This is a genomic window from Amycolatopsis sp. BJA-103, from assembly GCF_002849735.1.
Lineage (GTDB): Bacteria > Actinomycetota > Actinomycetes > Mycobacteriales > Pseudonocardiaceae > Amycolatopsis.
The window spans coordinates 3724140-3737031 of the sequence record NZ_CP017780.1 but is presented as its reverse complement, the minus strand read 5'-3'; the positions used below and the strand labels follow the sequence as shown (position 1 = coordinate 3737031).

General features: G+C 68.5%; 10 protein-coding genes. 4 read left to right on the top strand and 6 right to left on the bottom strand.

Annotation, left to right across the window (positions count from 1 at the left end):
• Positions 1-100: 100 nt before the first annotated feature.
• Together BKN51_RS16200 and BKN51_RS16195 are read left to right on the top strand one after the other, a co-directional pair.
• Positions 101-1759, top strand: a complete 1659-nt coding sequence (locus BKN51_RS16200) for a GMC family oxidoreductase (protein ID WP_101608456.1) — start codon at positions 101-103, stop codon at positions 1757-1759.
• 159 nt (positions 1760-1918) lie between these two features.
• Complete coding sequence (locus BKN51_RS16195; RefSeq protein ID WP_101608455.1) at positions 1919-3493, top strand: succinic semialdehyde dehydrogenase; 1575 nt, start codon at positions 1919-1921, stop codon at positions 3491-3493.
• Here the strand turns inward: BKN51_RS16195 and BKN51_RS16190 are convergent.
• Positions 3490-4770 carry an MFS transporter gene (locus BKN51_RS16190; RefSeq protein ID WP_101608454.1) on the bottom strand — a complete coding sequence of 427 codons (1281 nt, stop codon included), beginning with the start codon at positions 4768-4770 and terminating at the stop codon, positions 3490-3492. The two genes, BKN51_RS16195 and BKN51_RS16190, sit on opposite strands and share 4 nt — an antisense overlap.
• Positions 4767-6428: an amidohydrolase gene (locus BKN51_RS16185; RefSeq protein ID WP_101608453.1), complete on the bottom strand. Its 1662-nt coding sequence runs from the start codon at positions 6426-6428 to the stop codon at positions 4767-4769. The genes BKN51_RS16190 and BKN51_RS16185 overlap by 4 nt, the downstream gene beginning before the upstream one ends.
• Positions 6429-6640: 212 nt before the next feature.
• Between BKN51_RS16185 and BKN51_RS16180 the strand changes: the two genes are divergently transcribed.
• Entirely contained in the window at positions 6641-7546 is a 906-nt protein-coding gene (locus tag BKN51_RS16180) for an Lrp/AsnC family transcriptional regulator (protein WP_101608452.1), read from the top strand.
• Here the strand turns inward: BKN51_RS16180 and BKN51_RS16175 are convergent.
• From BKN51_RS16175 to BKN51_RS16165, 3 genes are read right to left on the bottom strand one after another with little or no spacing between them, the layout of a single operon-like run.
• Positions 7543-9078, bottom strand: coding sequence for an AMP-binding protein (locus BKN51_RS16175; protein WP_101608451.1), 1536 nt, complete (start codon positions 9076-9078; stop codon positions 7543-7545). The genes BKN51_RS16180 and BKN51_RS16175 overlap by 4 nt on opposite strands.
• Positions 9079-9094: 16 nt before the next feature.
• Entirely contained in the window at positions 9095-10222 is a 1128-nt protein-coding gene (locus BKN51_RS16170; protein ID WP_101613251.1) for a DUF5938 domain-containing protein, read from the bottom strand.
• Between the two features lie 26 nt (positions 10223-10248).
• On the bottom strand, positions 10249-11052 hold the full coding sequence (locus BKN51_RS16165; RefSeq protein WP_101613250.1) for an SDR family NAD(P)-dependent oxidoreductase: 804 nt from the start codon (positions 11050-11052) through the stop codon (positions 10249-10251).
• Positions 11053-11216: 164 nt separating this feature from the next.
• On the opposite strand from BKN51_RS16165, the gene BKN51_RS16160 reads away from it, so the two are divergent.
• Entirely contained in the window at positions 11217-11840 is a 624-nt protein-coding gene (locus BKN51_RS16160; protein WP_101613249.1) for a TetR/AcrR family transcriptional regulator, read from the top strand.
• A 170-nt stretch (positions 11841-12010) separates the two neighbouring features.
• Here the strand turns inward: BKN51_RS16160 and BKN51_RS16155 are convergent, their stop codons facing one another.
• A complete protein-coding gene (locus BKN51_RS16155; RefSeq protein ID WP_101608450.1) occupies positions 12011-12892 on the bottom strand; it encodes a pyridoxal-phosphate dependent enzyme in 882 nt (293 codons plus the stop codon).

Below are 12892 nucleotides of genomic sequence, written 5' to 3'. Positions count from 1 at the left end.
GGGGCCGCCCTGGGCGTTGCGGAACCGGCCGGTCTCGCTATACGGTGACGGAACTAGAACAGGTTATAGTTCTGGACGGCGGGCGGACCGAGGAGCGGAAATGGCGAACAAGGCGCCGCGCGGCGACGAAGCCGACTACGTGGTCGTCGGATCGGGTAGCTCGGGGGCCGCGATTGCGGGCAGGCTGGCGGAGTCCGGTGCCAGCGTGATCGTGCTCGAGGCGGGCAAGAGTGACGAGAAGCTGCTCGTCAAGAAGCCGGGACTGGTCGGCCCGATGCACGCGGTGCCCCAGCTCAAGAAGCCCTTCGACTGGGGCTACTACTCGGTGCCACAGAAACACGTTCTCGATCGCCGGATGCCGGTGCCGCGCGGCAAGGTGGTCGGCGGCTCCAGTTCCATCAACGGGATGGTCTACGTCCGCGGCAACCGCGCCAACTTCGACTCCTGGGCGGCCGAGGGCAACAAGGGCTGGGACGCCGACAGCGTCAACGCCGCCTACAAGCGAATGGAGGACTTCGAGGACGGCGAGAGCGAGTTCCGGGGCGCGGGCGGGCCGATCCGGGTCACCCGCAACAAGATCCCGCAGGAGGGCACGCTCCAGTTCCTCGAGGCGACCGCCGGTGCGATCGGCTGCGAGATCCTCGACGACTACAACGCCGAGTCGCAAGAGGGCGTCAGCCGGATGCAGCAGAACGCCGCCGACGGCCTGCGCTACAGCGCCTCGCGCGGCTACATCCACCACCTCGCGCCCGCGACACTGCAGGTCCAGTCCGGGGTGCTGGCGAAGAAGGTGCTCATCGAGAACGGCCGTGCGGTCGGCGTCGAGGTCGTCGACGCGGACGGGAGCCGCCGCACCCTGCGCGCCGGCAAGGAGGTCATCCTGTCTGCGGGCTTCGTCGGCTCCGCGCAGCTGCTGATGCTGTCCGGGATCGGCCACGCCGAGCACCTGAAGGAGCACGGCATCGACGTGCTCGCGGATCTGCCGGTCGGCGACAACCTGCACGACCACATGTTCCACGCGCTGACCTTCCGCGCGTCGTCGAGCAGGAACAAGGGCACGCCCCCGTACTTCGCGAGCGGCCTCGTCAAGGAACTGATGCGGCCAGGCACGACCTTCCTGGCGAACTCGGTCTTCGAGGCTGTCGCCTTCCTCAAGACGTCCCAGGCCACCGAGGTCCCCGACCTCCAGCTGCATCTCCTGCCGTGGGCGTACGTGACGCCCAACCAGGACGCGCCGATCCGGCACGACGTCGACAAGCGCCCGGCGCTCACCGTGCTGACCACGCTGATCTACCCGAGGAGCCGCGGAACCCTGCGCCTCGCCTCGGCCGATCCCACGGCGGCGCCGCTCATCGACTTCCAGTACCTGTCCGACCCCGCCGACCTCGAAGTGCTCGGCGAGGGGTCGGAGATGGTCCGCGAGATCTTCGCCTCGGGGGCGTTCAACGGCTCGATCAAGGAAGAGCTCCACCCGGGCAAGGGGTTGCGGGGCCAGGAGTTGCGCGACGCGATCCTGAATCGCGCGACCTCGGTGTACCACGGTGTCGGGACCTGCCGGATGGGCGTCGACGAACTCGCTGTCGTCGGTCCCGACCTCAAGGTCCGCGGTGTCGAAAGCCTGCGGGTCTGCGACGCCTCGATCATGCCGTCGATCACCGGAGGCAACACCAACGCGCCCGCGATCATGATCGGCGAGATGGGCGCGCAGCTCGTCCTCTCGGAGCCCGACGGCGGAGCTGAGACATGTCAGGAAAATTGACCCTACGCGTGAACCCGCCCGGCCGAAGGCCCCGCTATCGCGGTGGCAGGGCGCCCTGTTCGCCTACCGGAACGTGCATTACCAGCGAGCGCTCTGCCGACGTCGATCGCGGCCGCGGGTTCACCAACAGCCACTCGGACAACTGACGGAAAGAGGGCCATGACCGTCACACCGCTCGCGCTCACCCGTCCGGCGTCGGTGACCGACGCGTTCCTGCGGCGGCTCGTCGCCCGGGTGCCGGGTTCTTCCGGCGCGACCTGGAAGCTCACCGAGGTCTACACCGGCGAGGTGCTCGTCGAGTTGCCCCAGTCGTCGCCCGCCGACATCGAGCAGGCGTTCGCCACCGCATGCGCCGCGCAGGAGAAATGGGCCGCGACGCCGCTCAAACAGCGGCTGGAGGTGTTCAAGCGGGCGCACACGCTCTTCGTCGACAACGCGCCGATCGTCACCGACCTCATCCAGGCCGAGAGCGGCAAGAACCGCCGGATGGCGATCGAGGAGACCTGCGACCCGGCGATGGTGATGAGCCATTACCTCACACGGGCCGCCAAACTCCTGGCGCCGACCAAACGTGGGGGACCGGTCCCGTTCCTGACGACGTCGACCGAGATCCGGCAGCCCAAGGGCGTGGTCGGCATCATCGCGCCGTGGAACTTCCCGTTCGCCACCGGCATCTCCGACGCCATCCCGGCGTTGATGGCCGGCAACGCGGTCGTGTTGAAACCCGACAACAAGACGGCGCTTTCCCCGCTCTACGGTGTCGAGCTGCTGGAGAAGGCCGGGCTGCCGAAGGGCCTGTTCCAGGTGGTGTGCGGCGAGGGCCCGGACGTCGGCCCCACGCTCATCGACCAGGCGAACTACGTGATGTTCACCGGTTCCACGGCCACCGGCCGGGTGATCGGCGAACGGGCGGGCCGGAACCTCATCGGCTGCTGCCTCGAACTCGGCGGCAAGAACCCGATGATCGTGCTCGAAGACGCCGCGCTGGACGAGGCCGTGCAGGGCGCGATCTTCGGGGCGTTCGGCAACACCGGGCAGATCTGCATGCACATCGAGCGGATCTACCTGCCGGAGTCCCGCTACGACGAGTTCAAGAACGCGTATGTGGCCAAGACCGAGGCACTCGACGTCCGCGCCGCCTACGACTTCGGCCCCGACATGGGCTCGCTCGTCTCCCCGGACCACCTGGGCCGGGTCAAGTCGCACGTCGACGACGCCGTGGCCAAGGGGGCAACTGTCCTTTGTGGAGGGAAGCCGCGGCCGGACCTCGGCCCGGCGTTTTTCGAGCCGACGATCCTCGAGGGCGTCACGAAGGACATGCTCTGCGGCGTCACCGAAACCTTCGGACCCGTTGTCGCACTGCACAAGTACCGCACCGTCGACGAGGCCGTCGCGCTCGCCAACGACACCGAGTACGGTCTCAACGCCTCGGTCTGGGGCCGTGACGTCGGCGCCGCCCGTGCGGTGGCGTCGCGGATCGAGTCCGGCAACGTCAACATCAACGACATCCTGGCCACCGCCTACGCCGCCAAGGGAACACCGTCGGGCGGCGTCAAGAGTTCGGGCGTCGGCGCCCGCCACGGGGACCAGGGCCTGCTCAAGTACACCGACGTCAAGAACCTGGCGGTGCTCAAGAAACAGGTCATGGGTCCCCGTGGCGGCCAGACCTACGAGAAGTACGTCGAAGGGATGCTTTCCGGGCTGAAGCTCATGCGGCGCCTTCGCATCCGCTAGACGTCGTCGGCGTGCTGGGGAGCGGCCAGCACACAGGCGATGCTGAGCACGCACATGCCGATCAGCAGGCCGATCGCGGGCCAGACACTGCCGGTCGCCTGGAACAGCAGCGTCGACACCAGCGGCGAGAGACCGCCGAAGAGCGCACCCGCCAGCTGGTAGGACAACGAGATGCTGGTGTACCGGGCCCGCGGGCGGAACATCTGCGACAGGATGGCCGCGATCGGGCTGTAGGTCGCTGTCATCGCCAGGCGCATCGCCACGAACGCCGCGATGATCAGCACCGCGTTCTTCGTCGAGAGCACCAAGAACTGCGGAGCCGCGAGCAAGGCGACGCCGACGAGGCCGATGACGACCACCCGCACCCGGCCGAACCGGTCGCCGAGCCAGGCCGCGCCGAAACTGACGACCAGTTCCACGAAGGCGGCGATGGTGAGAGCGTTGAGCACGAGCGATTCGGAGACACCGACCGCGGGATCGGTCGCGTACGCCGTCGCGAAGGTGGTGACGAGGTAGTAGCCCCCGACGGCGACGGGCAGCACGCAGATGCCGAGCAGGATCGGCTTCCAGTTCGTCCGGACCGCGTACAGGAGCGGGACGCCGGTTTCCTCGGTGCTTTCCTCGAAGACCGGTGACTCTTCGACCTTCAGGCGCACGATGAGACCGACCCCGATGAGCAGCACGGACGCGAAGAAGGGGATCCGCCAGCCCACCGTGCTCAGCCATTCGGTGCCACCGGTGCTCAGCAGACTGAACAGGCCGGTGGCCAGCAACGCGCCCGCGGGGTTCCCCGCCTGCGCGAAGGCGCCGTAGAAGGTCTTCTTGCCCGGCGGCGCGTGCTCGACGGCCATGAGCACGGCGCCGCCCCATTCGCCGCCGACGGCGAGCCCTTGGACGAACCTGAGCACGACGAGCAGGATGGGCGCCCAGGTGCCGATCTGGGCGTACCCGGGCAGGCAGCCGACCAGGAACGTCGCTGCGCCCATCATCGTGAGGGTCACCACGAGCGCCGTCTTGCGGCCGACCCGGTCACCGATGTGCCCGAACACGATGCCGCCGAGCGGTCGGGCGAAGAACCCGACCGCGTACGTCGCGAAGGCCGCCGCGACCCCTGTCAGCCTGTCGCCGGTTTCGGGGAAGAACACGGTGCCGAAGACCAGGCTGGCGGCCGTGGCGTAGACGTAAAAGTCATACCACTCGATGGTGGTACCGACGAAGGCCGCGAGCCCGGCCCGGCGGGCCCGCCGGAGTGACTGGGTATCGGTTCGGACGGTCATCGGGCCACCTCGCCGTCGATCCAGGTTTCCAGCACGCGGATTCCGGCGATCCGGCTCGGCTCGCTGGTCAGGGGATTCTCGCTGAGAAGGACGAAATCGGCGCGTTTGCCGGGCGTGATGGAGCCCAGGTCGCGCTCGCGGCCGAGCGCCCGGGCGCCGGCGATCGTGTGCGCGGCGACGGCCGACCGGACGTCGATCAGCAGGTCGTCGCCGCCGAGCCGGTGGCCGCGCCGGGTCGTCCTGGTCACGGCGGTCTGGATGGCTTCGAGCGGATTCGGTTCCGCGACCGGGGCGTCCGAGCTGAGCGTGACCGGCACGCCCGCCGCCTGGAACTCGCCGAGGGGGTTGAACCGCTCCCCGGGGGTGCCGACGGCGTCGGTGACGCCCTCGCCCCAGTTGTAGTAGTGCTGCGGCTGGTTGACCGGGTGGACGCCGAGCGAGGCCATCCGCTCGATCTGCGCCGGGGACGGCAGCCCGCAATGTTCGATGCGGTGCCGGGCGTCGGGCCGGGGATTCCTCCGCTGCGCTTCCTCGATGGCGTCGAGCACCATGCCGATCGCGTCGGGGGACTGGGCGTGGGTCGCGGTCTGGAGCCCGGCCTCGTGCGCCTTGTCGATCAGCGCCGCGTAGTCCGCGGGATCGTGGTAGAGCTGCCCGGTGCGGCACGGATCCCCGACGTAGCCGTCCGGGAAGTACGCGGTCCACCCGCCGAGCGTGCCGTCGGCGTAGAACTTGATCCCCGCGAAGGAGAGGCGGGGAGTACCGAAAGCGCCGTGCAGGCCCATTTCGAGGCTCTGGTCGAGCAGGTGCGACAGCAGGTACATGTGCACTCGCGTCTTGAGCCGTCCGGCTTCGTCGAGCCGCAGGTACATGTCGAACTCGCGGCGGGTGACCTGGGCGTCGCCGATCGCGGTCACGCCCGCGGCGAGGAACTTCTCCTGCGCGGCGGCGAGTTGCCGTTCGTGCTCGTCCGGCTCGTCCTCGAGGTGGAAGTTCGGTCCGTGGTGGCCGACCTTCACCCCGGAGACGCCGGTGAGGATGTTGCACGCCGCGTCCGAGAGTTCCCCGGTGAGCTCGCCGCGCGCGTCCCGGAAGAACACCCCGCCGTCGGGGTCCGGGGTGTCGCGGGTGATGCCGTTGCTCCGCAACGTGTAGCTGTTCACCACGCCGCCGTGTCCGCTGGCGTTCATGAGGTAGACCTCGCGGTCTTCGGCGACGGCGTCGAGTTCTTCCTTGCGGGGATGGCGTTTCTCGGCGAGATTGCGGTGTTCGTAGCCGTAACCTCGGACAGGCCTGCCCGCCGGAGCGCTCTCGGCCGCCTCGCGCAGCAGCGCGACGATGCCGGGGATGGTCGAAGCCCGCTCGGGACCGCAGTCCACCCACGTCATCATCTGCCCGTACATCAGGGGATGCGCGTGCGGATCGACGAACCCGGGCAGGAGCGTGCCCGGCAGCCGCCGCACCTCCGGCGAGGGATGACCGAGCCCGGCCGCGCGGGCGCGGCATTCGTCCACCGAGCCGACCGCGGCGATCTCCTCGCCGAACACGAGCACCGCGGCGGCGCCTTCGGTGGCGTCGTCGACGGTCACCAGCGCTTCGGGATGCAGGATCGTCGCGGTCGCGTCGAGGACTGAACGATCTGGGGGCAACTGGCGCATCGCGGCGGACTCCTGGGATTCGGCGGTGAAGTGGGGCGAAGGTAAGCGAGGAGGGCGGCTCAACGCAATCAGATCACTCGCACACGGACGGTGCTCACGATCGATATGTCATCACCAAAGGTCAGAACCCTTTATTCACGCTGCGCAGGATGGCTTGAGGCGAGTGATATGTTTCCCTTTGTCGGCGGAAACTCAGCGGAGGAGAAACTGCCGTGGACGACGCCTTGGTCGCGGCTTTGCGCGCGGACGGCCGGATGAGCGTGGCCGATCTGGCCAAACGCCTCGGCGCGTCACGCTCGGCCGTTTCGGCCCGCCTGGAGCAGCTGAAGGCCGACGGTTCGCTCAACGTGGTCGCGGCGGTCCATCCCGAGTTCCTCGGCCTGACCGCGTACGCGCACCTCGCGATCCGCACGTCCGGCCGGTCCCAGGCGACGACGGACGCCATCGCGGCACTCCCTGCTGCGGCGTTCGTTTCCGCGGTGAGCGGGGAGTACCAGACCGTCGCCGAGCTGCGCCTGCCCGACTCCCCGGAGCTCTACCGCACGGTGGCGGACATCCGGGGACTGCCGGAGGTGGAGCAGGTCAACACCCTCGTCTATGTGGACGTGGTCAAAGGCCTGTTCATGCCGGGCCGCCCGCTGCCACCCTGGCTGCGGCTGGACGATCGCGATCTCGCGATCATGCTGCGGTTGCAGGCCGACGGGCGGGAGAGTTTCGCGCGCATGGCCGAACACGTCGGGCTGTCGGCGTCGGCCACCCGCACCCGCGTGCGGTACCTCGTCGAACACGACGTCATCCGGATCGCGCCGGTGCTCAGCCGTGCTCGCCCGGACGCCGGCCTGGTGTGCGGAATCGGCCTGAACGTGCGGGGCGCCGGGGACGCCGTGACGGCGGCGCTCGCCGCGCGCGACGACACCGAGTTCCTCGCCAGGACCATCGGCCGGTTCGACGTCGTCGCCACCATCGCGGCGCAGTCCGCGCGAGACCTCGACCGGACGCTCGAGGAGATCAGCGGCAGGCCCGACGTGGTGACGGCGGAAACGTGGGTGCACCTCCGCATCGCCAAGGAACGCTACGAGTGGCCCTTGCCGACCGCCGAAGAACTCGCGCGGCGTTAGTCGTTGTCCAGCAAGGCTTTCCGGATCTCGGTCTTGAGCACCTTGCCGATTTTGGACCGGGGGAGATCCGGCCAGATCAGGACCTCTTTCGGTGTCTTGACGCTGCCCAGCCGTTCCTTGACCGCGGCGCGGAGCTCGTCGGCCGGCGCTGTCCTGCCCGAATGGAGCTGGACCACGGCGGTGATCTGCTCGCCCCATTTCTCGTGCGGCAGGCCGATCACAGCGCAGTCCTGCACCGCCTCGTGGGCCATGAGCGCCTGTTCGACCTCGGCCGAATAGACGTTGAAGCCGCCGGTGATGATCATGTCCTTGGCGCGGTCGACGATGTAGAGGTAGTGATCCTCGTCGAGGTACCCGATATCGCCGGTGTGATGCCAGCCGTACGCGCTCGCTTCCGCTGTCGCGTCCGGATTCTTGTAGTAGCCGGGCATCACCAGCGAACCGCGGACGACGATCTCGCCGCGTTCGCCCGGCGGCAGGATCTCACCCTTCCCGGACATGATCGCGACCCGGGTCAGCGGTGTCGGCCGTCCGGCGGAGGTGAACCGTTCCGTGGCGAGCGATCCGTCGGCGCGGACGTGGTCGGCCGGGGCGAGGGTGGAGATCATCATGGGGGCTTCACTCTGCCCGAACAGCTGCCCGAAGACGGGGCCGATCCGGGTGATCGCTTCGGCGAGTTTGGTGGCCGACATCGGTGCGGCGCCGTACCAAAGGCATTGCAGCGACGAAAGATCGGCGCGGTCCAGCGCCGGATTGTCGAGCAGGAGGTAGATCAACGTCGGTGGCAGGAAGGTGTGCGTGATCCGGCGGCGTTCCACCAGGGCGGCGAACTCGCCGAGGTCGGGCGACGGCATGACCACGATCTCCCCGCCGAGCGTCATGACCGGGAAGCAGAGCACGCCCGCCGCGTGGGTGAGCGGCGCGAGCGCCAGGTAACGCGGCCGCCCGGTGAACGGGTAGCTCATCAGCGTGAGCGCAGACATCGTCTCGACGTTGGTTCCGCTGAGCATCACCGCTTTGGGGCGGCCCGTGGTGCCGCCGGTGCCGACGAGCATGACCAGGTCGTCCGGCGGTGTCTCCTCCCACGGTTCGGTGCCGGCGCCGTCGAGCCACTCGGAAAACGGGACGGCGCCGGGCATCGAGCCGTCGAGACAGACCACGGTGGTCAGCTTCGGCAGGTCGGGAAGCATCCGGGAGACGAGCGGTGCGAAGGACTCCTGCACCAGGAGGCAGGCGCAGTCGAACAGGTCGAGCAGTTCCCGGTTCTCGGCCGCCTCGTTGCGCGGGTTGACCGGGCACCACACAGCACCGGCCCGGCTGATCCCGAAGACGCAGCCGAACGACAGGGGATCGTTCCCGGACAGGATCGCCACCTTGTCGCCGGGTCCGATGCCGGACCGGGCCAGCGCCCGCCCCACCCGCCACGACAGTTCCCGCACGTCGCCGTAGCTCAAGGAGTCGTCGCCCATGGTGAGGCAGGGCGCCGCCGGATCGAGTGAAGCGCCCTTGTCGAGGTACTCGGTCAATCGCACGCGCTCGTCCTTCCGGTCAGCTGTGAACGGTCATGACCGGATTCGACACCAGCCCGAAGGCGCGCAGCACACCGAGCAGCTCGCGGTGGCCGAAAGCCTGGCATCCGGAGGCGAACCCGATCCGCTTCGGCGGCTGCTGAAGCAACGAATACGCGCCGTACGCCTGCATCAGCCCGGTCTGCTTGTAGTTGCAGGTGCCGTGGATGACGCAGTGCGCGCGGCCCAGTGGCCCGGACGCGTGCACCGAATCCAACGAGGTGTTGAGCCGCTGGTTCTCCCGGGGCGGCATCTCGTCGCGGACCGCGGCCGCCTGTTCCGCCAGTACGCGGAGTTTTTCGTCCAGCGGCAGGTCTTTCACCTGTTCCAGCACGGCCGCGACGATCTGCGGCACGCCCTGCATCAGGGCGCGGTCGAAGACGCCTCCGACGGCCTTGACGTTGGCCACGCGCGCGTCGTTCTTGAACCAGACCGGATGCGACGTGCCGCCCCAGGGCAGGGCCAACCCGGTTTCGTGATGGCCGGGCACGGTGACGTCCTGCAGGCCGCCGTCCGCGGGCCAGGGCAGGTACTCGTTCTGTTCGAGGTAGTACGCGGCCGACAGCGCGGCGTTGACCAGGATGGTCTTCGTCGAAGCGACCGTGGGATGACCCTTCCAGAACACCAGGATGTCCAAAGTGTCCAGTCCGGGGGTCTCCAGGCACAGGTTCGCCGCGATCTCGCCGGTGGTGTACATCTGCGCGATCCCGGGGGAGAGCAGAAGGCCCTTTTCCGCCATCTGCGCGCCGTAGCGTTCCTCCGAGGAGATCAGCCAGTCCTGTTCGCCGGTGGTGTCGAGGTAGTGCGTTCCGGTACGCAGGCAGGCTTCGACGACCTCGTGGCCGTACTCGCTGAACGGGCCGACGGTGTTGCACACGACCTTGGCGTCGTGGAACAGCTCGGTGAGCGCTTCGACGTCGTGCGAGACCTCGACGATCTCGTGGTCGACCGTGTCGAGGCCGGGAACGCCGTCGATCGCCTCCTGGAGGCGGGCCTTGTCCCGGCCGGCGGCGATGAACGGGACGTTGTACTCGCGCAGGTACTCGCAGATCAGCCGTCCGGTGTAGCCGGAGGCGCCGTAGACCACGACGGGTTTGGGGCTGCTCATGGTGATTCCTTTCGATTCGTCCGGGGTCACATGCCCATGCCGCCGTCGACCGGGAGTCCGGCCCCGGTGATGAAGCGAGCCGCGTCGGAGGCGAGGAACACGACGGCGTCGGCCATGTCCGACACCTCGCCGAGCCGTCCGGCCGGGGTCTGCGCGACGACCGCGCCGATGGCGTCCTCGACGCTGGGGAACAGGCCGACCTCGACGACGTCCTGCGCGAGCTGGCTCCCCATCTGGGTGGGTACGAGACCGGGGTAGACGCAGTTGACGCGGACGCCGTAGCCGAGCTTCCCGGCCTCCATCGCGGCCACCCTGGTGAGGCGGTCGACCGCCGACTTCGTCGCCGAATAGCCCGCGATACCGGGGAAGGCGATGGTCGCGGCGACCGAGGAGATGTTCACGACGGCGCCACCGGCACCCGCGGGACCGCCGGGCCGCATCGCGCGGAAGGCGTGCTTCACGCCGAGGGCGGTGCCCAGCACGTTGACGTCGAGCATCTTGCGCACGTCGGCGGGGTCCAGCTCGGCGACGAGCCCGGTGATCTCGACACCGGCGTTGTTCACCACGATGTCCAGCCCACCGAGCTCGCCGATGACCGCGCTGATCGCCTGTTCCCAGCTCTGCTCGTCGGTGACGTCCAGCCGGACGAAGCCCGCCGCGGCGCCTTTCTGCTTGATCTGGTCGGCGGTGGCGCGCCCGAGCTCCTCCTGGACATCGCCGATGACCACCGAGGCGCCTGCCAGGGCGAGTGCTTCGGCCATCCCGGCTCCCAGGCCCTGCGCTCCGCCCGTGACCAGGGCTTTCCGGCCCGAAAGGTCGTACGAACCCATGGACTTCTCCTCCTTGAGACGGTCCGCGGTTGCGGTGTGGGTCACATCCTGAGCCAGTTTTGGACAGTCGTCAAGATTTTCTTGGACAGTCGTCAAGAATTCCGCGAGGCTAGACTGTGGGCCCCGCGGCAGGCGCGGGCTCCCGGACCGGACAGGAACTCGTGGTGACCGAGACGAGCGAGCGGATCGCACGCCGGAGCGTGGACAAGTTCGCCCAGCGGCGGGCGGAACTGGCGGAATCCACGCTGCAGGCGCTGTCCGAGCTGGGGTACGCCAGGACGAGCCTGCGGGAGATCGCGCAGAAGTCGAACTTCTCGCACGGGGTGCTGCACTACTACTTCACCGACAAGGTGGAACTGCTGACCTACGCGGTCCGCAAATTCGAAGAAGTGTGCGTGACCCGCTACGACGAGGCCGTGGCCGCGGCGCAGTCGGCCGACGAACTCAAGCGGGGCTTCGGTGCCGCGATGGCCGGGACGTTGCGGGCCGATGCCTCGATGCACCGGCTTTGGTACGACCTGCGGAACCAGAGCTTGTTCGAGGCCGCTTTCCGCGCTGATGTGCTCGAGATCGACACTCAGCGGCAGGCGATGATCTGGCGTGTCGTGGAGCGGTATGCCGAGCTTGCCGGTGGGTCTGCGGTTGTGACGCGGCAGGTTGCTTATGCGGCTTTCGATGGGGTTTTTCAGCAGGCGTTGTTGCATCAGCTCGCGGGGGAGGAAGGTGCGAGTGATGCTCTTGCGGAGGATGCCGGGGCGCTGCTTGGGCGATTGGTGAGTGGCGGCTGAGTTCGGTCTTGAGTGGCGTTTCGGGTTAGAACCGAATCGGTATTCGGTTACCTACGCCTGACCAGGGCGAACGGGAAATGTCAGCGGCGACATGGTGAGCGTGAAGGATTTGGGACGTTCAACACCCGAATCGCCACTCACGACCAACCCGACCCACCTGCCTCGAGGCACTACCGGCCACTCAACAGAACGATCTGATTCCCCCTGACCGAACCCCTCCGCGCCTGAGCCATCAACCCGGCCACCGCAGCCGAACCAGCCGCCGTGGGCCGCACCCCATACCGCGCCAAAAGAGCTTGCGCGGCAAGGAGTTCGTCGTCGTCAACGGCGTGCGCCGCGCCGCCGGAGCCGTCGATCGCGGTCAGCGCGTCGGGGCCGTGCAGGGCGTGCCAGTTCACCAGGGGCTCGTTGTGCTCGGTCGTGACGACGGCGTCGCGTGGCAGCACCCGGTACGGTCCCGGCCAGCTGGTCACGATCGGGTTGTTGCCGGGGGAGCCGACGCCGTGAAGGGCCACCGGCCAGCGGAGCGCGCGCAGTCGCCGATAAGCGGCGACGAGCGTCGTGCCGTTGCCGACCGGGATCCACAGGGACGCCGGGGCGGGGCCGAGCTCCCGGTGCAGGGCGTCGACGACGTGACCGTGTCCTTCGAGGATCACGTCCTTGTACGGTCCGTCGACGTTGCCGTCCATCGCGCCTTTCGCGCGAGCCAGGAGGTGTGACTCCTCGACAGCGTCTTCGTAGCCGCCGGGGACGAAGTGGACGTCGGCGCCGGTCGCGGCGGCGAAGGCGCCACCGTCGCCCCAGTCGGCGGGCAGGACGACGGTGCAGCGCAGGTTCGCCGCGGCGCAGGCTGTCGCCATCGCCCGTCCATAGCTGCCGCAGGAGCCCACGACGACCCGATCGTGGCCTTCGGCGATCGCCCGGGCCACGATCGCGTGGGCGGCGGGTTCCTTGTGGCTGCCGGAGGGGTAGTGGGTCTCGTCCGCGAGGAACACGCGGATTCCCGGCAGCAGGTCGTCCGCGGGGACGAGAATGGAAGTCCGAGACAGCAC

What these genes read in the sequence shown, in the direction of transcription:
- BKN51_RS16170 (WP_101613251.1), bottom strand. Translation starts at nt 10,222, where the DNA reads ATGAGCAGCCCCAAACCCGTCGTGGTCTACGGCGCCTCCGGCTACACC.
- BKN51_RS16190 (WP_101608454.1), bottom strand. Translation starts at nt 4,770, where the DNA reads ATGACCGTCCGAACCGATACCCAGTCACTCCGGCGGGCCCGCCGGGCC.
- BKN51_RS16200 (WP_101608456.1), top strand. Translation starts at nt 101, where the DNA reads ATGGCGAACAAGGCGCCGCGCGGCGACGAAGCCGACTACGTGGTCGTC.
- BKN51_RS16195 (WP_101608455.1), top strand. Translation starts at nt 1,919, where the DNA reads ATGACCGTCACACCGCTCGCGCTCACCCGTCCGGCGTCGGTGACCGAC.
- BKN51_RS16165 (WP_101613250.1), bottom strand. Translation starts at nt 11,052, where the DNA reads ATGGGTTCGTACGACCTTTCGGGCCGGAAAGCCCTGGTCACGGGCGGA.
- BKN51_RS16185 (WP_101608453.1), bottom strand. Translation starts at nt 6,428, where the DNA reads ATGCGCCAGTTGCCCCCAGATCGTTCAGTCCTCGACGCGACCGCGACG.